Genomic DNA, 20373 nt, shown 5'->3' with positions numbered 1-20373 from the left:
TTGCGGTCTATGTAACCGCCATGTAACCCGATTGGATCGCCGCGATCCATCTGGAACCATGTCCTGCCTGCGCCTACAGTTGCTTCGTGCCCCATTTGCTCGTGTGGCACATAGGTCTCGCGCGATAAAATCCTACCCACTGCATCAAAGGGGACCGGGGTCGTGTCACAAGCAACAACGCCACAAGAATGCGTCGCTGCCGCAAGGCAGCTTTATGCCGTTTTGAAAGGGCATCTCGATCGTCCAACTTGCACCAGCAGGATGTGCGGAATTCCCTCGTGAGGCGATGGGCCTCGATGGAAGACCGTTCAACGTCATCGACCGTCAGACCAAGGCTCGCGAAATCATGCGGCTATGGGAAGCCTTGGGACGATCAGGACAGTAATGCATGATGGCAAGGTGTTGCACTTTTGATTTGAGGCCGCCATTTATTGTCGAGGTGGCGCAGTACTTTCGCGAATTACTAGGTCAGGCTCGAACTCGGTCTGGATGTTTTTGGCTCCTCCTTCGATCTGCTCAATCAAGTTGCGCGAAGTAAGCTCGCCAATCAGAACGGGATTCGAGTGCACTGTCGTTAGCGCGGGTGTTACCAGTTCCGCCATCTGCCAGTCGCCGAAGCCTGTGACAGAGATGTCGCTCGGAACCGAAAGTCCCAATGTGCGGCACTCCGCGATCGCCGCCACAGCAATGAAGTCATTGATGCATATCAGGGCGGTCGGCTGTTCCCGATGCAACAGCAAGTCCTTGCGCTGCAGGCAGACGCGCACCGCTTGTCGCACAGCAGATGCATCGTAAGGGGTCGGAAAAATGCGGTTATCGGGTAAGGAAATGTCGTTCTCGCTGAGGACGTCTCGGATCCCCAGAAGCCGTTGAGACGATAGAAACTGAGTTTCGAGAGGACCTGGGAGCACTGCAAACTGCCGGTGTCCTTGTTTGACTAAGTAGGTGGTTAGCCTGCGCATAGCCAAGCGGTTGTCATACCCCACCGTCGGATGCATCCCTTCGCGGTCCACGGCCCACATTAGTACATACGGGATAGCGTGCTTGTGTATCAGCGAGAAGACTTCGGGATGATGTTGTGAACCGATTATTGCGATCCCGTCCACTCTACGCTCCAATAGGGCGCGGGCGCAGCGCAATTCGGTCTCACTGTCGTCCCGATGGCAAGTCAACAGAACGGTATATCCAAGCCGGTCGAGCTGGGCCTCCAAGGTATCTACTGCTTTGGCGTAAAGTTCATTCATCAGTGTCGGCGCAATTATGCCCACCGATCGCGTGCGCCCCTGACGTAGTTCGCGAGCCGCCGAGAAGGGAACGTAGTTGAGGCTTGCAATAGCGTTCTGCACTCGCTCCAGCGTGTCAGGTCGCAGCCTATCCGGCGATGTCAGTGCACGGGAGACTGTTGCCGAGGAAACGCCGGCGAGGAGGGCGACTTGCTTGACATTCACCATATCGGGTCAGATGTTATCTTCAGCCGGAATGACGGCCGTCTGCCATCCATTGTAACGATTGGTAGTCGAAAGCAGTTTGAGCTTGCCCCCGCAAAACGAATCCCTTGCTGAGGTTAAACTGAAGCAAGGAGAGATGTGATGACAAGCAAGACAAAGCGGGCGCAGTACACGCTGGAATTCAAGCTGGAAGCGGTACGGCTGGTGAAGAGCGGGCAGAGCATGGCAGTGGTTAGCGCGACCCTGGGCATCAGAGCGCAGACGCTGCATAACTGGGTCAAGGCGGAGCGGGAAGGCAAGCTGACTGGTGCGGGTATGAAGCCGGTCAGCCCGGAGCAGATGGAGCTGGCCCGGCTTCGGGCGGAGGTGGCGCGCTTGAAGATGGAGCGCGATATTTTAAAAAAAGCCGCAGCATACTTTGCGAAGGAGTCGGTGTGAGGTATGCGTTCATCGAGCGAAACCGACGTTACTGGCCGGTCTCGGTCCTGTGTGAGCTGTTAGGGGTCAGCCCCAGCGGCTATCACCAGCGCAAGCAACGCACAGTAAGCACCGACAGGCCAGATAGAGGCCGACTCAGTGACGATGCCTTGTTGGCCCACATCAAGGCGATTCACGCCGGGGTCAAGGGGGAGTACGGCTGGCCGCGCATGTGGAAGGAACTGCTGGCGCGTGGGGTGCGGGTGGGCAAGGAGCGTGTTCGCAAGCTGATGGCGCTGCACGGCATCCGTGCCCGCCACAAGCGCAAGTACATCGCGACAACCAACTCGAACCACGATTTGCCGGTGGCCCCCAATCTGCTGCAACGCGACTTTAGCCCAGCAGCACCCAATCAAGTCTGGACGAGCGACATAACCTATGTGGCGACCGCCGAAGGCTGGCTCTACCTGGTGGTCATCATCGACCTGTTCAGCCGGCAGGTGGTTGGCTGGTCGATGCAACCACACATGAAGGCCGAATTGGTCACGGACGCGCTGCGCATGGCCTGGTTCCGGCGCCGCCCGGAAGCCGGTGTGATTGTGCACACCGACCGGGGAAGCCAGTATTGCAGCCATCTGTTTCAAGACGCCCTGAAGGCGTATGGCATGCGCTCGTCAATGAGCCGCAGGGGCGATTGCTGGGACAACGCGCCGACTGAGAGTCTGTGGGGGTCGTTGAAGGTCGCTCGCCTGCACGGTCGCCAGTTCGCTACCCGCCGCGCCGCAATGGACGAGGTAATTGACTGGCTTGGCTTTTATAATGCCAGCCGACTCCACTCGACGCTGGGCTACGTCAGCCCCATGACGTTCGAGAAAAACTGGTCCGCAGCTCAGCAACACCGGGCTGCCTAATTCCCTCGGTTATGGGATTCGTGGAACAGGGGCAAGGTCAGTTCCCGTCGTTGGAGGGTTCCCGAAGACGGATCGACATCCCTGGTGAGGCTAGTCGAGCCGGACCTTTGCTGAATCTGCCACTCGCTTCCACTTCGAAACTTCGGCGCGAAGCAACGCATTGAACGCCTCAGGCGTGCCGCCTGCGATCTGCGCTCCTTGAGCCATCAGCTTGTCGCGGACCTCCGGATCCTGAAGGGCTTTGTTGAACTCGCTGTTCATCTTAGCAATGATGGCCTGTGATGTCCCGCTCGGGACCATGAACCCGCCCCAGGAAACGGCTTCGTATCCGCTTATCCCGAGCGCTTCATCTACCGTGGGCACATCGGGCAGTGACGGTAATCGAGTCTTGCTCGTGACCGCGAGCGCCCTGAGCTTTCCACTCTTGACTTGCGGCATTCCCGCGAGCGAGGTGGGAAGGGCAACATTGATCTGCTGACCGAGCACGTCTGTGAGCGAAGGCGCGTCTCCCTTATAGGGAACGTGGTTCATCTTGACGCCAGCCATGGTACTAAGGAGTTCCCCGGCCAGATGGCTGCCCGAACCATTGCCGGCGCATCCAAAGGTGATCTGCCCTGGCCTAGCCTTTGCCATCGAGACTAGTTGGCGCAGGTCCTTTATTGGCGAATTTGCTGCTGTGACGATAATGAGCGGCACCGTTGTCACTAAGGAATTGCTGATCAATGAGGTTTGCGCTTGATGTTGCACAAGCCAAGGACTTCAGCTTTCGCAATCCGGGAGAGATGGGCCGATTCAAGCCGTCTTTCTCGCGTTTCGCACCTTTCCTGGTCGCGCTTTTGCGCGCTCAGGACGGATTGCTCCCCTCTAAGGACAACAACAGCCTCCTGGCGAACACCAGATTCGCCAAACCAAACAGGCTGAACAACTGCGCCGTGTTCTTGAACAGGCCCTTGTAGCGAACCTTGCGATGACCAAACAGATTCTTGATAACGTGGAACGGATGCTCAACCCGCGACCGAATCTGTGCCTTGACCCGCTCGACGGCGATCAGCAAGTCCTTGACGGCTCCGTCACACATCGCCTTGATCTTGCCGCGCTTGACGGCCACCTGCCACTTCACGGTCTTGCCTTGCATCTCCTCGCGCTTGTCCACGCCCGTGTAGCCCGCGTCGCCAAACGCATGCTCCTCGTGGCCATGCAGCAAGGCATGGGCCTGCGACACGTCCGACTCTTGGCCGCTGTGCCCACCACGCTATGCACCAGCCCAGAGGCCGCATCCACGCCGACGTCGGGTAGCAGCGGCGCATTTCTGCGCCACTGCCCCCTAAGGTAGGGTCGAGAACTGGCGCGCGCACCTTCAGGTGCCGGTGGTGATTCCACCGCTTTCGCGATGGCCCGCAATCCGGCGACCATAGTCACGTTTCCAACTCCCGCCACGTCAAACGCAGCATGCGGTTTTCCCGCACTACGCTTTCCTGTTTGCTTCATGTCAAGGTATATGGGACCTATCATGCCGGGGCCGCTTTCGTCGATGGTCGACGACGAACCCGATAGCCGTTGAACAGCTTCAGTTCGTCATAGAGCCACCGCCTACTCCACGTCTTCCAGCCGAAGCCCCGACGATTCCGGGAGCGCTCCAGATGGCGCCTGACCTTCTTTTCCACCCAGTCCTGGATGAAGCTGAAGCACTCACTGGAGTGTCCGACCGCGAAGTAGTTCACCCAGCCACGTAGCACCGGATTTATCAGTTGCACCACCCGATCCACCGGCTGCGACTGGTATCGCCTGAACACCTCCTTGAGTTTGCGCAGCAACGCCGTGCGTTTCTTCAACTTGGGCGTATAGTGCGCTCGCCACACCTGTCTCTTTATGCTGCGCAATCGACGGAAGTCGAATCCCAGAAAGCCAAAGCTCTCACCGCAGTCCAAATCCACCGTGCGACTCTTCTCTTCATTGACCTCGACCTGCAACTTGGCAAACTCTTCCCGAAGCCGTCGGCTTTCGCGTCAGTTCATGCTCGACGAGCAGGCGGCGAAACTTCAGCAGCGTGGTCGCGTCTGGCACCGCCTCGACTGCCAGGTCGATCCCGGCAAACGCCCGCATCGCCATGCTGTCGTACAGCGCGTCTTGCAGTGCCTCGTCCGACAGCCCGTACCACTGCTGGAGGAAGTAAATGCGCAGCATCCGCTCAAGGCCGATCGGCGGCCGGCCACGTTTGCCCTTGGGGTAGTACGGCTCGACCGCCGCAATCAGGCGCGCCCACGGCACCACGCTCTCCATCTCCGACAGGAAGCGCTGGCGGCGCGTCACACGCTTCTTGCCGTGACTTTCCGCTTCCGCAAAACTGATCTGTCGCTTCATCACAGGACCTGAATCATGGACACGCTCATGACAACGCGCTCACCCAATGCCTCGATGACTCGCGCACTGATTTAATCAGATGGTATGGACGCCTCCCCCCGGCAACGGGGCGCCGCTTACCTGCAAGAGTAACTGTAAGGGTCCTCGCTGCCATGGCATCCCTATGCCAAAGTGGAGGTGTCGATTGCAAACGACCCTGATCGGGACGATCCAAAATGAAGCTTACCGTCATCGGCATGGATATTGCCAAGCATGTCTTCCAACTTCATGCGGTGAATGCCAACACCGGTGAAATCGAGCGCATCAAGTTGAAGCGGAGCCAGGTCACCGACTTCCTTGCTCAGCGGGAGCGTTCACTCATTGCCATCGAAGCTTGCGGCAGCGCCCACCGTTGGGCACGAGAACTGCAGAAGCTCGGCCACGAAGTGAAGCTCATCTCTGTGCGATCGGTTCGTCCCTTTGTGTTGCGTAATAAAACCGACGCTGCCGATGCCAGAGCTATCTGGACAGCAGTCCAGCAGCCCGAGGCGCGGTTTGTTGCGATCAAGAGCGAGCAGCAACAGACCATTCTGGCGCTGCACCGCATCCGGGCTCAACTGATGAAGTTCCGGATCATGCAGACGAACGCATTGCGCGGCTTACTCTATGAGTTTGGTGAAGTCCTTCCGGAAGGATCTCGGGAATTTGCCGAAAAAATTTCTGGTGCGCTTGCCAAGATCGCGAATCGCTTGCCAGCCATACTGATCGACAGCCTACGAGAGCAATGGGCACGCGTGCAGGCAACCGACAAGGAAATCGCTGTGCTGGAACGTCGGCTCAAGGTTGCGCTTTGCGACAATCAGGAATGCCAGAAGATCGCTGAAATTCCTGGCGTGGGGCTGCTAACCGCCACGGCTGCGGTGGCTGCGATCGGCGATGCCAAAACGTTTCGCTCCGGGCGTGAGTTCGCTGCCTGGTTAGGCTTGGTACCGAAACAAACGGGCACCGGTGGTCACGTGCGCCAGCTTGGCATTAGCAAGCGAGGTGACACCTACCTGCGCACCCTACTCATACACGGCGCCAGATCGGTGATCATCAAAGGCGCATGAACCGCCTGGCTCGACGGATTGCTTCAGCGACGTCCTTTCAATGTAGTGGTGGCTGCCGTAGCCAACAAACTCGCCCGGACCATCTGGGCGGTGCTAGCAAGGGATACGAGATACACGGCACCCGCCATGGCTGCATAGCCAGGTGCGTGGCCCGCCTGAACTGACTTCTTCTCAAGGAGCGCAAGCATTGATCGCATGATGGCTAACAGGTTGGACCGGGGCGAGGAAAACCCGATAGGGAATGTGAGCAGCAACGCTCGATGATCAGATGAGGACCTCGCCAGCGAATTCCATATGGGCCAGCAGGCTGAGCGGCCTGCACAAAAGGGCCGGACATAGGCGTGCTGCCTTCACCTGTCGACCACCATGTCAATCGGCTTGCAATCCGGGAGGCGTCCACATAAGGCGATTCCCTAGTGACGGATCGCGCCGCAGCAACTATGACAGTTGTGCATCGCCAGAACACCGGGTTGTCGCGCCATCATCAGTACGAGCACGCTGACAACCAAGGTGGCCGCATTGATCTGGAGTATCGGATGCGGGCTCAAAGTACTGGCTACTGAGCGGCCCCAGATCTCAATGCCTTTACGTTGACCGCCAGCCAAAGCGGCAGTGTCGCAGACACCACGCATCAGAACAGCTTCGAAGATTGATCCTGCCCGGCAACTTTCATGTCGCAGAATCGTCTGCGTAGCTAGGTACGCCTCCGCTACTCCCAAATTAGGGCGTCATCTCCTGGATGCAGCTTGATGCGGGTTTCAACGTGCCTTCCTTCGGCGCGAGTATGCCTGCGGACGGTCCATTCTCGATCGTCTGTTGCGAAGATATTGGCGCCAACATGGGCGTTGCCGTACGGGGCGTTAGTATGCGCAAGTGATCTGCTAATGCGATTTCCAGCGTCCCATTGCCAGTTGCAGCTAGTAGAACGACCACGCCTGGGTTACGGTGAAATGGGAAGCGCTGATCATCCAAGAAATCAGAATCGTGCGTCAGTATGATGCGTCGCGTTTCACAAGCCGTCGCGAAACTGGCCTCGTCGGCGTGTCCAATGAGCGCCATGCTAGGGTAAGCCGCCTACTTTTCCGATGAGAGTAAGGCGTCCGGGCCAGCCCTTGCGCCCGCAGCGCTCGTGCCGCCGTGATGCCGTGATGCCGTGATGCCGGCGGCGGGTGCCCCGACGACTACGATGTGCTCACGGGAAATCATCAGAGATCCTCGTGAACCTCGATTGCAAGCGCCGGACAGATCCCAGCGGCCAAGCGGGCAGATTCGTGTTGATCAGTCGACGGTTCCGCACCCGGGGCGATGAGCGAACTCCCTACGCTGGCCCCATCCCAACAAGCCTTGAGACCATCGCTGCGGCATTCTGAAGTGTTGGAATGATTTCATTCTCGATCCTTTCGGGTGTCGCCTCGGCTGGCGATGTGGAAATCCCGATAGCCAGCTGGCGGTTGCCAACCCGAGCAAGCGGGACTGCAACTGAGATCTGATTGCTCTCTGGATACTCGACCATCGCCCATTCACCGACCCCGAGGGTCAACGCCTGTGTGAGCGCGCTACTTGGAGGCAGGATGCTTCCAACCCGGAGATTCATCACCACGAGGCGACGGCGTTCCGCGAGTGCCATCGCCCTTCCAATAATGATCACCCCGTCGGGGTTCGCTTCACCCAGGTTGGATGTTCCTGCGTACGTGTCAGCCAGTTGCTGGAGCATCTGCTGAACCGAGTCTGTCACTCCCAAACTTTCCAAAGCAGCAAAGCCGATTTCGAAGACTCGGGTAGTCAAGCGCCATTGGTTGCCCTCGCGCGCGACATATCCCTCCTCCTCCAAAGTCAATAGAAAGCGCAGAACGGTCGGGTGCGGCAGGTCTACGGCACGCGACAACTCCGCCAACGTAGGTCGCCCGTTCTCTCGGAAAGCGCGCAGCACCGCTAGACAGCGTTGGATCGATCTATTATTCTTCATTCGTACACCCTGTGTACCGCTAGTTCACCTAGTGAACATCATAAACCAGGTGCCCTTGAGATGCAACCTGCTTCTTGAGGTCAGGAGACAACGAATGAAACGATGGATATTGGGCTTTAGCGCCGCTGTGGTGGGGTGCTGGGCAGCGACCGGTCAATCTGTTGCGAACGCCAGCGAGTCCTGGCCGAGTCGCCCGATCAAGTGGGTCGTGCCGTATCCGCCGGGCGGCACCACTGACATGCTGGCACGTATCGTCGGTGCCAAGCTCTCTGAACGACTCGGGCAGCCCGTGGTGATCGAGAACAAGCCAGGCGCTGGGGGCGATGTTGGCACGGCCTATGTTGCGAAACAGCCCGCTGATGGATACACCATCGTTATGGGCAATATTGGTCCTATTGCCATCAACCCCACGCTTACTCCCGACGCTCGCTTTTCTCCCACGCGAGATCTCGCGCCGGTGACGCTCCTGGCGGAGGTTCCCAACCTGCTGGTGGTCAACCCGCAACTGCCGGTCAAATCGGTGAAGGAACTCGTTCAGTACGCGAAGCAACAGCCCAATCCCTTGTCGTACGCAACGCCTGGCAACGGAACATCTTTGCACTTGGCGGGTGAACTGTTCGCTTCGACAGCGGGCCTGCGCATGGTTCATGTGCCATACCGCGGTAGCGGCCCCGGCCTGAACGACACGATGGCAGGCCATGTACCGATCATGTTTGACAACATGCCTTCGGCATTGAATCTCGTAAAAGGCGGAAAGGTTCGCGCACTCGCCATCACGAGTGCTGTCCGTTCCCCGTTGCTGCCGGACGTCCCAACGATGACTGAAGCTGGTCTGAGCAACTATCAGATCACTGGTTGGTTCGGCGTCTTGGTACCTGCCGCAACGCCGAAGCCGATCGTCACCCGTTTGGATGCCGAAATTCAAGCTGTACTCAAGATGCCTGACGTCCGCAGCAAGATTGGCGACATCGGCGGAATCATCTCTGGCGCAGGACGAGATGAGTTCGGCCGATTCATCCAGCAGGAGTCGGCGAAATGGCAAAAGCTCATTCGTACCGCGCACATCACCGTGCAGTAGGTCAGTTACTTTAAGGAAGAAGCAATGTTGAACTCGGTTGACAGAATCCTCGTTGCGGTGCGCGACCTCGATCAAGCAGAGCAGAACTACAGGGAAGTACTTGGGGCGCAGTATCTTGATGAGCTTGCAAGCGACCATCTGAATGCCCGTGGCCGTAGCCTGGTAATCGGCGAAAGCACGGTCGAACTTTGGACCCCGCGGGGAGCAGGGGTCGTAAGTGATCATCTTGATAGCTTCGGGGAAGGCCTCTTCTTTGGAGGGGTCTCGACAGCTAGCCTGGCTGAATGCCAGAGGTTCCTTGCCGAGCAAGGTATCCGATTTGCTGAAGCCGACGGCCGTCTCTATTTGAACGCGGGCGGCCTCTATGGCATGCCACTCGTTGTCAGCGAAGCGGCAGCGCGGGTTCGAGCGAATGGTCCTGTGTCGTTTCTGTACGAGCTCACCATGGTTCTCAGCACCGACTGGCGAGAAGTCGCGGATTGCTACGCGCGAAAACTGGGCCTGCAGCGCGACAAGGCAGTAGACATCACGTTCGCGCGATTTGGCTATGAAGGCACGCTGCTGATGTTCGCGCCGGATCGTCTCGATCGCATCGAATTGGCTGAAGCGCATGATCCCGCCTTTGCCATGGGCAGGTTTTCGGGCAAGCGAGGTGACGCACTTTACATGTGCTACATCGAAACGCATGATTTGGCGGACGTAATCAGGCGACTCGAATCGCGCAACGCAAAGTGGACCCGAAGGACCGACACGGGCAAGCCCGAGCAGGACGGCCTCTGGATCCATCCGAGCGCGCTGAATGGCGTCCTACTTGGTGTATCCCGAACCTCGTTGGCGTGGGGATGGTCCGGTAGCCCCGAGAAAGTCGAAGAGATTTCAGAGGTGCAGTCGTGATGCCGGAGATCTTCGATCAGCAATACATCGGGGGATCGTGGCGCCGTGCTTCTGGCACACAGCTCATCGACGTAGAGGACCCGAATACTGGCCTGGTATCGGCCCAAATTCTTCCAGGTACCGAGGAGGACGTCGGTCTCGCCTTGGGTGCCGCGCAGAACGCATTGGCCAGCTGGTCCGCAACATCCGTGTCGGACAAATGCGCAATTCTTAATCGCCTAAAAGACCAACTCACAAATCGGCAGGAGTCGTTGGCCGATGCTATCGCGGCTGAGGTTGGCACGCCCTTGAAGATCTCACGCATCGTTCAAGTCGACTCGCCCATTCGGAACATTGGGAACTTCGTAAAGCTGGCGGAAGGATTTCCATGGCAATCGCGAACGGGCCCATCTGTCATCGTCCGGGAGCCATTCGGCGTCGTGGCATGTATCACGCCATGGAATTTCCCGCTTCATCAGATCATTCTGAAGGTGGTGCCCGCGCTTCTGGCCGGGAACACAGTCGTGCTCAAACCAAGTGAATTGACGCCCCGAACAACGCGCCTTATCTGCGATGCCATCAATGACGCAGGCTTTCCTTCGGGCGTGGTGAACGTTGTGAACGGCTTGGGTGCGGTAGTGGGCGCAGCGTTGGCGCGAGCTGACGGCGTGGACATGGTTAGCTTCACAGGATCCACGGAAGCGGGTCGTGCAGTGTCTTGCTTGGCCGCGTCGACCATTAAGAAGGTGACGCTGGAATTGGGCGGCAAGTCGCCTTCCTTGGTATTGCCGGGTGCGGACCTGACTGTGGCCGTCAAGGGAACGCTCGCTTCCTGCTTCCTCAACAACGGTCAGACTTGCAGCGCGCTGACCAGGTTGATTGTTCACTCGCGTGATGTGTCGGCCGTCGAAGCCCTGGTGAAGCAAGAACTCGCCAAGTTCTCTGTCGGATCCAGCCTCGTCGAAGGCCATCGGATCGGCCCGCTCATTTCTGGCAAGCAGCGTGACCGCGTGCAGGAACTAGCGGAAAAAGGGGTAGCGGAGGGCGCCACGCTCATCGCGTCAGGCCAGGATGTTCCGCCTGCAGGATTCTTCGTCAGCCCGAAGGTGTTTCTCACAGATCAACATAACTATCTGGCCAAGGAAGAGGTGTTTGGCCCCGTGCTCTGCGTGATTCCCTACGACGAAATCGACGACGGCATCCGCATCGCCAACGCAACGGTGTATGGCCTGGCGGCGGCCGTTTGGGGCGATCCTGACCTCGCACTCGACGCCGCTAAGAAGATTCGTGCAGGACAGGTCGATATTAACGGCGCCCGATTCAACCCCGTAGCGCCCTTCGGCGGCTTCAAACAAAGCGGTGTTGGCCGGGAGGCGGGTCACGTCGGTTTGGATGAGTTCCTCGAGTACAAATCTATCCAAATGAACGAGGGATGACGGGATGTCTCTTATGCAGAAACAAGCTCTAGGGAACATTCGCGTATTGGATATGACGCGAGTGCTCGCAGGGCCATGGTGTACCCAGATGCTGGGCGACATGGGAGCCGATGTCATCAAGATTGAGCACCCATCGCGAGGGGATGATACGCGGCAGTGGGGGCCGCCGTATGCGATGACGAGTGAAGCGGAAGTGCTTGAGGATTCCACCTACTTCGCTTCCGCAAATCGGAACAAACGATCGGTTGGCGTGGACATCGCCAACCCAGACGGTGCGGATCTGATCCGTAAGCTCGTTCTTGAGTGCGACATCTTTGTAGAGAACTTTAAGGTTGGTGATCTGGCTCGTCGAGGGCTTGACTACGACAGTCTGAAAAAGATCAATCCGCGCCTGATCTATTGCTCTATCACCGGGTACGGCCAATCCGGGCCGTACGCTGACCGCCCCGGCTACGACTTCGTTTTCCAGGGGGAAAGCGGGCTGATGAGCATAACGGGCGAGCGTGATGACGAGCCTGGTGGTGGGCCACAGAAGGTCGGGATCGCCATTGCTGATCTGACGACGGGACTGTATGCGACGGTCGCGATCCTCGCCGCGTTGAACCACAGGAATGTCACGGGAGAAGGTCAGCACATCGATTTGGCACTGCTCGATTGTCTGGTTGGCTTGTCGTCGAATCAGGGATTGTCGTGCCTGATCAATGGCGCCGAACCGCACCGGTGGGGGAACGCGCATCCGTCTCTCGTACCGTATCAAGTCTTTGATACGGCAGACGGTAAGGTGGTAGTTGCTGTGGGGAACGATTCCCAGTGGCAACGCTTTTGCCAAGCGATCGACGCCAAAGAACTGGCCCGGGATTCGACGTTCTATTCCGCATCCGGACGCATTCGGAATCGAGAGGCGCTAATTGCGCAGGTGTCGTCGGTTCTTGCGGCGCGCCAAACCGAGCATTGGCTTGCCGCGTTCTCCGCAGCGGATATCCCGCACGGTCGTATCAATACCTACAAGGAAGCCTTTGCTCACCCACAGGTCATCCACCGTCAGATGGCGATCGACGTGCCGGTTGACAAAGGTATCGGCTCGGTACGGGGCATCGCCAATCCCATCAAATTCAGTAAAACGCCGGTGCACTACGTTCGGGCGCCCGCGAAACTCGGTCAGCACACAGAAGACGTGCTTTCCGACTTGCTAGAACTTTCCGCGGACCACATCGCCGGTCTCGAAGAACGTGGGGTGATTAGTTGCCAAACGTCAAAAAAGACACTTCAGGAGCAATCATGAGCATCCAAGCTAATAATGTCGGAAACGTCCTGGAGATTTGCATTGCGCGTCCAGAAAAGCGCAATGCGATCAGCGCCGCGATGTACCAGGAACTGACCCGTCTTCTGGATGAGGCCAACGCGGACAAGGAATGTGCCGCAGTCATCGTGCATGGTGCGGGCGGACACTTCACTGTCGGTGCCGATATCAATGATTTCCAGACCCGGCGGGGTAATGAAGATTCCCCTGCTGTCACGCTTCTCCGGAAGATGGCCGCGATCGATGTGCCGCTAATCGCAGCAGTCGAGGGACTGGCGATTGGAATCGGCGCCACGATGCTGCAACACGTCGATTTTGCCTACGCATCCCAAGATGCGCGCTTCCGCATGCCGTTCGTATCGCTGGGTCTGTGCCCCGAGGGCGCATCCAGCTACCTGCTCGAATCGCTGGTAGGTGTCCGGAAGGCACGTGAGTGGTTGATGCTTGGAAAGTTCTTTGATGCAGAAGAAGCTTTCGATGCCGGGCTTCTGACGTCGCTGACGCAGGACGGGGAAGCCCTTGCACGGGCGCGCGAAACGGCTGCCGAACTGGCAAAGCTTCCCAAGGCTTCGGTACGCGCGACAAAGCGGATGTTGAACCACGAGAATCGTGCCGCTGTGGGTTCTGCGCTCGACCTGGAAGTGAAGATGTTCGCCGAACTCTTGAATACCGAAGCCACTCAGGAAATCTTCAAATCCTTCCTGAACAAGAAGCGTTAAGAACGCCATGGCCGAGTTGATAAAAATCGAATCAGAAAATTTCGTCCGGGTCATTACGATGAATCGGCCGGATAAGAGAAACGCGCTGAACTCGGAAATGTGCGACGCGTTGCACGACGCGTGGCAAGACTTCGCGGGCTCAGAGGATCGCGTTGCCCTGCTACGTGCAGAGGGGTCGGTGTTTACGGCAGGCCTCGACACGAACGATCCACCGGATTCCTTTTGGCATGCCATTCCCAATGTCGCATTTGACATTGGAAAGCCGGTTATTGCAGCGGTTAATGGCCCCGTGATAGCGGCGGGCGTATCGATGCTTGCATTCTGCGATCTTTGTGTAGCGACTTCGGCAACGACCTTCGTTTATCCCGAAGGTCGCCTAGGCATGGCAGCCGGCTTGATTAGCTCGCTGGTCGGTCGGATTCCCCACAAGATCGCGATGGAGCTCATGTTGACCGGGCGCCCGGTATCCGCCCAACGGGCCTATGAAGTCGGATTCGTAAACGAACTCTGTGAACCAGGAAGCGAAACAGAGGCAGCTCTAGTGACAGCGCGTCAGATTGCGAGCGCAGCGCCGCTGGTACTGCGTTTCCTCAAACAGGCGGCGAGACACTCGATTCCGGTAGGACTGGTTGAGGCAGGCTATAGCGCCCAGTACCAAGCTCAGATGCTGGCCAGGAGTGAAGACGCCCGGGAAGGGGCGTTGGCGGCCAAGGAGCGTCGCGCTCCCGTTTTCGTGGGCCGCTAGGACTAACTAACACAGTAGGGGACTGAGAAATGGATCTGAATTTCACAGAAGAAGAGCAGGAATTTAGAAAAGAGGTACATGCGTGGATCGACGCCCATTTGCCGAAGGAGATCTCGCACAAGGTGCACAACGGACTGCAGCTATCCCGCACCGATATGCAGCGTTGGCACCAAATTCTGGGGAAAAAGGGTTGGCTGACGTATAAGTGGCCAGTCGAGTTCGGCGGCACGGGCTGGACACCAGTGCAGCGGCACATATTCGAGGAAGAGTGCGCGTTGGCAGGAGCACCGCGACTCGTGCCCTATGGGCCTGTCATGGTGGCACCAGTCATCATGGCATTTGGTAACGCTGAGCAACAGGCGCGCTTCTTGCCCGGCATTGTGACGGGCGATGTTTGGTGGAGCCAGGGTTACAGCGAGCCGGGATCGGGTTCCGACCTGGCTTCGCTCAAGACACGAGCGGAGCGAAAGGGAGACAAGTACATAGTCAATGGTCAAAAGATCTGGACCACGTTGGCTCAGTACGGGGAGTGGATTTTCTGTCTCGTCCGGACCAATACAGAAGGGAAGCCGCAGGCAGGGATCAGTTTCCTGCTCATTGACATGCGTTCGCCTGGCGTCACGGTTCGGCCCATTAAGCTGCTGGACGGCGAGTGCGAGGTCAATGAGGTCTGGTTCGACAATGTTGAGGTCCCCGTTGAGAACCTGATTGGCGAAGAAAATAAGGGCTGGACCTATGCCAAACACCTTCTCAGTCACGAACGCTCGAACATTGCAGAAGTCGGGCGTGCCAAGCGTGAGCTCCGACGCCTGAAGCGAATCGCGGCTGCAGAAGGCATGATGGACGACCCTCGTTTCAAAGACGAGGTTTCGAAGCTCGAGGTAGATATTATCGCGCTCGAAATGCTGGTTCTTCGCGTTATCTCGGCAGAAAAATCCGGGAAGAATCCATTGGATATCGCAGGCCTACTGAAAATCCGAGGCAGTGAGATTCAACAGCGCTACAGTGAATTGATGATGCTGGCTGCAGGTCCCTATAGCCTCCCATTTATTCAAGACGCTATGTTGACGGAGTGGGATGGCGAGTTCCCAGGTGGAGAGCGACGGAACGCTCCGCTTGCCGCGACATATTTTAATCTGCGGAAAACCACTATCTACGGTGGCTCCAATGAAGTGCAGCGTAACATTGTTTCGCAAGTGGTCCTCGGATAAAGGAGTAGAGCATGGATTTCGAATTCACTGACGACCAGGACCAACTGCGAGATGCAGTAAGAAAGTGGGTAAAGCGTAGCTATACGTTTGAGCACCGTCGCAGTTCCGAGAGCAGCGGCGGATTTTCCCCGGACGCGTATTCGGAGCTTGCGGAGCTTGGGCTGACTGGACTTTACGTCCCAGAAGAGTATGGCGGCGTCGGTATGGGGCCGGTCGACGTTATGGTGGTTATGGAGGAACTGGGGCGGGGCATCGTACTCGAACCGCTGGCGCAAGTTCTACTTGCGGGTGCAGTGCTGTCGAACTACGCCGAAGCAAGCGTACGTGCGGCGTGGCTGCCTACGATCGCTTCTGGAGAAAGTCTGGTCGTACTGGCCCAGCAGGAGCGCGCGAATCGTTATCGCATCGATACGTGCGAGACGCGAGCAGTCGAGACGGCGGAAGGTTGGGAGCTTACTGGGAGTAAGAGCCTCGTGCCGGTTGGCGATCATGCTGCTGCGTACATTGTACCCGCCATGATTGCTGACACTCTCGGAGCGTTCCTTGTGGAGCGCTCCGCCCCAGGTGTATTGGTACACCCTTATCAAACTGTCGACGGCTCGCGCGCCGCGGAGCTGACGTTGTCGAAGGCGCCGGGCACGCTAGTCACCCGCGAAGGCCAGGATTGCCTGTCGTATGCCGTGGATCTTGGCATTGCAATGACGTGTGCAGAGGCCGTGGGCGTGATGGACGTAACCCTGGAGGCTCTGGTGGATTACATGAAGACGCGCAAGCAGTTCGGCGTCGCTATCGCGAGCTTCCAAGCGTTGCGTCACCGCGTCGCAGATATGAAGATGAGTCTAGAGCTCGCGAGGTCTATGAGCTACTACGCCTCGCTCAACGTCAACGCGCCGGCGAACCAGAGACGTCGCGCCATGGCACAAGCGAAATATCAGTTGGGCGGGTCGATGCGATTCGTCGGCCAGCAGGCCGTGCAATTGCACGGTGGGATTGGAATGACGGATGAGTATATCGTCAGCCACTATTTTAGACGCCTTACCCAAATGGAATCGGTGTTCGGAGATACGCTGCATCATCTGGCGCAGATGTCGGACTCCATGCATCCCGAGCTTGACAAGGCTGCCTAAGGCGCCGCGAAGAGTAAGTGCTCGATGAATTGCGATGGCGGGTGACCCTCATCGTTTCCGGCAGCGCGGTGGTACATCCTCGCGCTGCTCATAGTATCGGACCGGGATAGTAGCGTAATTGATGCAGACGCAACTTCAGTCACGAAGCCAAGTCGGGATCCATGATATTTTTCTTCCAATTCCAATGAAAGTGACTTCGTTGAGTGGCGAGCAGATAATCAGCCGACAAGGCTATTCACGCGTAATTAAAGAGGGGAAGTTCGTGAAGCTCCCCGCTTTTTCTCCTGCGAGTCTGTTCTTGGGCGGCTCTATTTTTAAGAGCTCGCATTGCAGCTTCGATCTGGATGTAACTAGTTATTCTGTGGTGCGTGATCAACCAATGCACGATCTGTGGGATTCCAGGCCGCTTTGGGAGGCAATTTCATTGTCGGTGTTTATGAATCCAAAGGAAGCTTGGAATATTGCAGATATAGCGGATAGTTTGCAGACAACATCCTCGAGAGTCAGGCGGACCCTCTTCAGCCAGGGCAATTGCTTCACGGAAATATGTAACACGCAGCGGCTTATGCGTTCGCTGTTCGAATTGGCAGGACTGGAAAGATCTATACCGGATATTTCGAACAGAATTGGGTGGAGCCAATCCTATGACTTTGAGTCATCTTTCTATAATAGATTTAAAGTTTCGGCAGATGTTATTTGCGGAATGAAATTTTATGCCCGCTAGGCGATCTATTTAGAGGAGCTCTACTGAACGTTTGCCAGCCATCAACCGCTTCGAAAGAGATGGGCGGCCGTTGGGCAGGCCGCCCTCTTTTGCGATGGAAGTACCATCCGCCCCAGCCTCGCGCGCGCAGGCTGCTCGTGCCGCCGTGATGCCGGCGGCCGTTGCCCCGATGACTACGATTTGCTTAGGGGAATCATCAGAGAGCCTCGTGAATCTCGATTGCCAACGCCGGACAGATCCCAGCAGCCAAGCGTGCAGATTTTGTATTGATCGGCCGACGGATCGGCATTCAAAAGAATGACGATTCCGTCATCCTTTTGGTCGAACAGATCCGGCGCATTGACGACGCATTGGCCGGAACCGCAGCATTTTTCGGGATAGATTGTGATTTTCATCGTGATTCGCCGTAGTGGATTTACCAGCTAACGGGCAGTGCCCTAACACCATACATGAGCGAATCGCTCTTGAACGCGAGGCTCTCGATGGGCACGGCCAGCCGAAGATTCGGCAGGCGCTTCAGTAGGGCGGTGAACATGATCTGCATTTCGACTCTGGCGAGAACTTGTCCCATGCACTGATGCGGGCCGTATCCGAATGCGATCTGTGTCCGGGCATCACGGCGGAGGTCAAAGACGTGGGGATCTTTGAACTGCTCCTGGTCGCGATTTGCGGAAATACTAAGCACGACAACGGGATCACCGGCTCGGATCAATTGCCCATTCACGACAACGTCCTCCAGTGCGACACGTCGCGTCCCGGACTGTATGACATCCAGGAAGCGTAGCATCTCCTCCACCGCGTTTGGAACGAGGCTTGGATTCTGGCGAAGCTCTTCCCAGATGTCCGGCCTCTGAAGTAGGAAGAGCACCCCCATCGACGTCGTATTTGCCGTCGTCTCGTGCCCGGCAATCAGCAGAAGCCTTCCAAGCGAGACCACGTCTGTTTCAGTGATATCGCCCTTCCGTACATGATTAACGATAAGGCGACTGAGGATGTCCTCCCCGGGGCTTTCGGATCTCTTCGCCACCAGTTCACGCAGGTATTCGCACAACGCTTGATTCGCGGCGCTAGCCTCTTCCCTCGTCGCGGTGCTCGACGTCATGATCATCGCCTGTTCTTGGAAGAAGTCGTGATCGTCGTATGGAACACCAAGCAACTCTGAGATAGCCAATGCTGGTGTCGCCAATGTAAAGGCGCTAACCAGGTCAGAAGGCTGCGGCCCCATCGCAAAATCTTCCAAGAGCTTGTCCACGATGGCCTGAAGTCGCGGCCGCAGATTCTCGATCTTTCGGATCGTGAATTCGCTGGTCAGCATCCGCCGTTGCTCTGAATGCTTGGGTTCATCCATGGTAATGAAGGTCCGGTTACTACTCCGAACAACCTTTACTGCGGCGCTGGAAGAGGGAAATCCCGGATGTGAGACGTCGGAGCTAAAGCGAGAGTCCGACAAGACAGCGCGAACATCGTCATAACGCGTGACAAGCCAAGCGATCTTTCCGTCCCAAAGCTTACCTCGTGCCAATTCGCCCTTCTGTTGCATCTGGAAGAACACCGGCGGCGGCGCCAAGGGATCTACGCGCTTAGGGGGGAAATCTGGGATTCCGCCGCTGTCGCCCTCAGCGTGAAAAGGACACGCTGATTTCGGCTCGTTCGCAGCCGCATCAAAAGGACAGCGCCCTTCTACCGCGGAAGATGGGTTGGAGGAAGGGGTGGGAGCAGGCGACTCCGTCATGGAAATATCTCCGAGGGCGATTGGTGGCTAATGTTAGGTAGCCTACCTATGTGGCGCAAAGGGGGGTTTACCCTCAACAACAGAATCGAAGGTCGACCCGTAGACATCAGAAGAAAGCGGAGAACCCATATGTGGCGATATGCCCGCCGACGTTGGAGTGCTTGCCCGCCCGCAACACCATCGCCATGGCATTCCAGCGCGCCATGGCGGCCAGTCGGCGCTCGATCGAGGTGTCGCCTGGGTACGGCTGCTCGCCCGATTCGGCAATCGTATTGACGTAGGGCGTCGTGATTGCGCCATGGAAATCCCCGTGTCGGGCCGCGTCCGATTCATGCAGGCGGCCGATCAGGTAGTGGGCGCGTTCGCGGCCTTCCACTTCGGTCACGGCGGCCAGGGCCTCAATCCATTCCTGGGTTTCCTGCGGGTCCACATCCAGCGGCAATACGTGTAGCGGCAACACCGGGGCATTCATCTCTGTCTCCATGGGATTGACGGGGCTTCGGTTCGCATCAGGCCCGGTCGGATAGGCGTGGCCATTGCGCTTCAAATGAATTGCAGTTGCAATCGTCTGGGCATTGTGAGCGCTCTGCGGCATAATTGCAACTGCAACTATTGGAGATACCATGTCGACTGAGAAGCCGGATTTGTGGTTTTCGTTTGTACGGTCGCACCGGGCCTTGATACGTGAGGTGGATCGGCGTCTTGCCGAGGCTGGACTGCCTGTCTACGCGTGGTACGACGTGCTGTGGGGGATTGAAAGCGGGCCGGAGGAAAGCCGCCGGATGCATGAGCTGGCCGATGTGCTTGCCATCGAGCGGTACAACCTGACTCGCCTGATTGACCGGCTGGAGCGTGAAGAGCTGGTGACCCGTATCCGGTCAGAGGAAGACGGCCGCGCCGCGTTCGTGTCCGTCACACGGCAAGGTAAGGCCTTGCGCAAGAAGATGTGGGGCATCTACGAGGCGGCGGTCAAAGAACTGTTTCTGGCCGAGTTCCGGCCGGAAGACATCGGGCGATTTTCTCGTGCGCTGGATGCGGCGGCAGCCAAAGCGGGGTGGCCGAAATAGGTTCGAACTCCCTTTTCGTGCGGTGACGCTTCTGGCTCGCGCCGGAGGGGACGAATGTGTCCGCTTTTTGGGACACGTTCGACTTAGTTGGCAACGGCGGTACCCTGACGCCTCAATCAAAGGTCAGTGGCATGACCGGCGCTTACCGGCCCACCCTAAGCGGACATCAG

The 20373-nt window shown here is 57.5% G+C and carries 18 protein-coding genes and 4 pseudogenes; 12 read left to right on the top strand and 10 right to left on the bottom strand.

All coding sequences use genetic code 11. The features are described 5' to 3' along the window. Positions 1-428: 428 nt before the first annotated feature. Complete coding sequence (locus EPAKOI_RS07955) at positions 429-1451, bottom strand: LacI family DNA-binding transcriptional regulator (protein ID WP_043355368.1); 1023 nt, start codon at positions 1449-1451, stop codon at positions 429-431. A gap of 138 nt (positions 1452-1589) precedes the next feature. Between EPAKOI_RS07955 and EPAKOI_RS07950 the strand changes: the two genes are divergently transcribed. Continuing rightward, a protein-coding gene (locus EPAKOI_RS07950) for an IS3-like element ISRme13 family transposase (protein WP_085960481.1) occupies positions 1590-2776 on the top strand; the annotation gives its coding sequence in 2 pieces (ribosomal slippage) (positions 1590-1845 and positions 1845-2776; 1188 coding nt in all). 90 nt (positions 2777-2866) lie between these two features. On the opposite strand, the gene EPAKOI_RS07945 is transcribed toward EPAKOI_RS07950, so the two are convergent. The 4 genes and pseudogenes from EPAKOI_RS07945 to EPAKOI_RS07930 form a co-directional block, all read right to left on the bottom strand. Next, on the bottom strand, positions 2867-3499 hold the full coding sequence (locus tag EPAKOI_RS07945; RefSeq protein WP_253074069.1) for a tripartite tricarboxylate transporter substrate-binding protein: 633 nt from the start codon (positions 3497-3499) through the stop codon (positions 2867-2869). Positions 3500-3620: 121 nt separating this feature from the next. Continuing rightward, positions 3621-4063, bottom strand: a pseudogene (locus tag EPAKOI_RS07940) (transposase); the annotation flags it as partial. A gap of 221 nt (positions 4064-4284) precedes the next feature. Further along, positions 4285-4746 (bottom strand): group II intron maturase-specific domain-containing protein, encoded by a 462-nt coding sequence (locus EPAKOI_RS07935; protein WP_224039293.1) that lies wholly within the window; start codon positions 4744-4746, stop codon positions 4285-4287. Positions 4747-4774: 28 nt separating this feature from the next. Continuing rightward, a pseudogene (locus EPAKOI_RS07930) lies at positions 4775-5137 on the bottom strand (transposase); the annotation flags it as partial. A gap of 215 nt (positions 5138-5352) precedes the next feature. Between EPAKOI_RS07930 and EPAKOI_RS07925 the strand changes: the two are divergent. Beyond that, a pseudogene (locus tag EPAKOI_RS07925) lies at positions 5353-6363 on the top strand (IS110 family transposase). A 582-nt stretch (positions 6364-6945) separates the two neighbouring features. Here EPAKOI_RS07925 and EPAKOI_RS07920 read toward each other — a convergent pair. Both EPAKOI_RS07920 and EPAKOI_RS07915 read right to left on the bottom strand, forming a co-directional pair. Then, positions 6946-7284 carry a DUF5615 family PIN-like protein gene (locus EPAKOI_RS07920; RefSeq protein WP_377747427.1) on the bottom strand — a complete coding sequence of 113 codons (339 nt, stop codon included), beginning with the start codon at positions 7282-7284 and terminating at the stop codon, positions 6946-6948. Between the two features lie 259 nt (positions 7285-7543). Next, a complete protein-coding gene (locus EPAKOI_RS07915) occupies positions 7544-8191 on the bottom strand; it encodes an IclR family transcriptional regulator (protein ID WP_043355366.1) in 648 nt (215 codons plus the stop codon). A gap of 94 nt (positions 8192-8285) precedes the next feature. Between EPAKOI_RS07915 and EPAKOI_RS07910 the strand changes: the two genes are divergently transcribed. The 9 genes from EPAKOI_RS07910 (at position 8286) to EPAKOI_RS07870 (ending at position 17404) form a co-directional block, all read left to right on the top strand. After that, positions 8286-9269: a Bug family tripartite tricarboxylate transporter substrate binding protein gene (locus EPAKOI_RS07910; protein WP_043355363.1), complete on the top strand. Its 984-nt coding sequence runs from the start codon at positions 8286-8288 to the stop codon at positions 9267-9269. A gap of 24 nt (positions 9270-9293) precedes the next feature. Then, entirely contained in the window at positions 9294-10163 is an 870-nt protein-coding gene (locus EPAKOI_RS07905) for a VOC family protein (RefSeq protein WP_052495072.1), read from the top strand. Then, a complete protein-coding gene (locus EPAKOI_RS07900; RefSeq protein ID WP_043355360.1) occupies positions 10163-11578 on the top strand; it encodes an aldehyde dehydrogenase family protein in 1416 nt (471 codons plus the stop codon). The genes EPAKOI_RS07905 and EPAKOI_RS07900 overlap by 1 nt, the downstream gene beginning before the upstream one ends. Before the next feature lie 13 nt (positions 11579-11591). Further along, positions 11592-12860 (top strand): CaiB/BaiF CoA transferase family protein, encoded by a 1269-nt coding sequence (locus EPAKOI_RS07895; RefSeq protein WP_043358200.1) that lies wholly within the window; start codon positions 11592-11594, stop codon positions 12858-12860. Continuing rightward, positions 12857-13597, top strand: a complete 741-nt coding sequence (locus EPAKOI_RS07890) for an enoyl-CoA hydratase/isomerase family protein (protein ID WP_043355358.1) — start codon at positions 12857-12859, stop codon at positions 13595-13597. Before EPAKOI_RS07895 ends, EPAKOI_RS07890 begins: the two co-directional genes overlap by 4 nt. A 7-nt stretch (positions 13598-13604) precedes the next feature. Further along, positions 13605-14342 (top strand): enoyl-CoA hydratase/isomerase family protein, encoded by a 738-nt coding sequence (locus EPAKOI_RS07885; protein WP_043355356.1) that lies wholly within the window; start codon positions 13605-13607, stop codon positions 14340-14342. Positions 14343-14371: 29 nt separating this feature from the next. Next, positions 14372-15553 carry an acyl-CoA dehydrogenase family protein gene (locus EPAKOI_RS07880; protein ID WP_043355354.1) on the top strand — a complete coding sequence of 394 codons (1182 nt, stop codon included), beginning with the start codon at positions 14372-14374 and terminating at the stop codon, positions 15551-15553. A gap of 11 nt (positions 15554-15564) precedes the next feature. Then, a complete protein-coding gene (locus tag EPAKOI_RS07875) occupies positions 15565-16680 on the top strand; it encodes an acyl-CoA dehydrogenase family protein (protein WP_043355352.1) in 1116 nt (371 codons plus the stop codon). A gap of 121 nt (positions 16681-16801) precedes the next feature. Next, positions 16802-17404 carry a hypothetical protein gene (locus EPAKOI_RS07870; protein ID WP_143010733.1) on the top strand — a complete coding sequence of 201 codons (603 nt, stop codon included), beginning with the start codon at positions 16802-16804 and terminating at the stop codon, positions 17402-17404. Positions 17405-17577: 173 nt separating this feature from the next. Here EPAKOI_RS07870 and EPAKOI_RS07865 read toward each other — a convergent pair whose 3' ends face one another. The 3 genes and pseudogenes from EPAKOI_RS07865 to aceE form a co-directional block, all read right to left on the bottom strand. Continuing rightward, the gene (locus EPAKOI_RS07865) at positions 17578-17799 is read right to left on the bottom strand and encodes a ferredoxin (RefSeq protein WP_196765233.1); all 222 of its coding nucleotides are present in this window, start codon (positions 17797-17799) and stop codon (positions 17578-17580) included. Between the two features lie 20 nt (positions 17800-17819). Beyond that, positions 17820-19136 (bottom strand): cytochrome P450, encoded by a 1317-nt coding sequence (locus EPAKOI_RS07860; protein WP_224039295.1) that lies wholly within the window; start codon positions 19134-19136, stop codon positions 17820-17822. 109 nt (positions 19137-19245) lie between these two features. Continuing rightward, positions 19246-19608, bottom strand: a pseudogene (gene aceE, locus EPAKOI_RS07855) (pyruvate dehydrogenase (acetyl-transferring), homodimeric type); the annotation flags it as partial. 151 nt (positions 19609-19759) lie between these two features. On the opposite strand from aceE, the gene EPAKOI_RS07850 reads away from it, so the two are divergent. Then, complete coding sequence (locus tag EPAKOI_RS07850; protein WP_043355349.1) at positions 19760-20203, top strand: MarR family winged helix-turn-helix transcriptional regulator; 444 nt, start codon at positions 19760-19762, stop codon at positions 20201-20203. Positions 20204-20373 lie beyond the last annotated feature (170 nt).

The sequence above is a fragment of the Cupriavidus sp. H18C2 genome (assembly GCF_049393795.1).
GTDB classification, from domain to species: Bacteria; Pseudomonadota; Gammaproteobacteria; order Burkholderiales; family Burkholderiaceae; genus Cupriavidus; species Cupriavidus pauculus_C.
Note: the sequence above shows the minus strand (reverse complement) of the source record. Positions and strands in the feature narration are given on the sequence as shown.

What these genes read in the sequence shown, in the direction of transcription:
- EPAKOI_RS07955 (WP_043355368.1), bottom strand. Translation starts at nt 1,451, where the DNA reads ATGGTGAATGTCAAGCAAGTCGCCCTCCTCGCCGGCGTTTCCTCGGCA.
- EPAKOI_RS07920 (WP_377747427.1), bottom strand. Translation starts at nt 7,284, where the DNA reads ATGGCGCTCATTGGACACGCCGACGAGGCCAGTTTCGCGACGGCTTGT.
- EPAKOI_RS07915 (WP_043355366.1), bottom strand. Translation starts at nt 8,191, where the DNA reads ATGAAGAATAATAGATCGATCCAACGCTGTCTAGCGGTGCTGCGCGCT.
- EPAKOI_RS07910 (WP_043355363.1), top strand. Translation starts at nt 8,286, where the DNA reads ATGAAACGATGGATATTGGGCTTTAGCGCCGCTGTGGTGGGGTGCTGG.
- EPAKOI_RS07905 (WP_052495072.1), top strand. Translation starts at nt 9,294, where the DNA reads ATGTTGAACTCGGTTGACAGAATCCTCGTTGCGGTGCGCGACCTCGAT.
- EPAKOI_RS07900 (WP_043355360.1), top strand. Translation starts at nt 10,163, where the DNA reads ATGCCGGAGATCTTCGATCAGCAATACATCGGGGGATCGTGGCGCCGT.
- EPAKOI_RS07895 (WP_043358200.1), top strand. Translation starts at nt 11,592, where the DNA reads ATGCAGAAACAAGCTCTAGGGAACATTCGCGTATTGGATATGACGCGA.
- EPAKOI_RS07890 (WP_043355358.1), top strand. Translation starts at nt 12,857, where the DNA reads ATGAGCATCCAAGCTAATAATGTCGGAAACGTCCTGGAGATTTGCATT.
- EPAKOI_RS07885 (WP_043355356.1), top strand. Translation starts at nt 13,605, where the DNA reads ATGGCCGAGTTGATAAAAATCGAATCAGAAAATTTCGTCCGGGTCATT.
- EPAKOI_RS07880 (WP_043355354.1), top strand. Translation starts at nt 14,372, where the DNA reads ATGGATCTGAATTTCACAGAAGAAGAGCAGGAATTTAGAAAAGAGGTA.
- EPAKOI_RS07875 (WP_043355352.1), top strand. Translation starts at nt 15,565, where the DNA reads ATGGATTTCGAATTCACTGACGACCAGGACCAACTGCGAGATGCAGTA.
- EPAKOI_RS07870 (WP_143010733.1), top strand. Translation starts at nt 16,802, where the DNA reads ATGCAGACGCAACTTCAGTCACGAAGCCAAGTCGGGATCCATGATATT.
- EPAKOI_RS07865 (WP_196765233.1), bottom strand. Translation starts at nt 17,799, where the DNA reads ATGAAAATCACAATCTATCCCGAAAAATGCTGCGGTTCCGGCCAATGC.
- EPAKOI_RS07860 (WP_224039295.1), bottom strand. Translation starts at nt 19,136, where the DNA reads ATGACGGAGTCGCCTGCTCCCACCCCTTCCTCCAACCCATCTTCCGCG.
- EPAKOI_RS07850 (WP_043355349.1), top strand. Translation starts at nt 19,760, where the DNA reads ATGTCGACTGAGAAGCCGGATTTGTGGTTTTCGTTTGTACGGTCGCAC.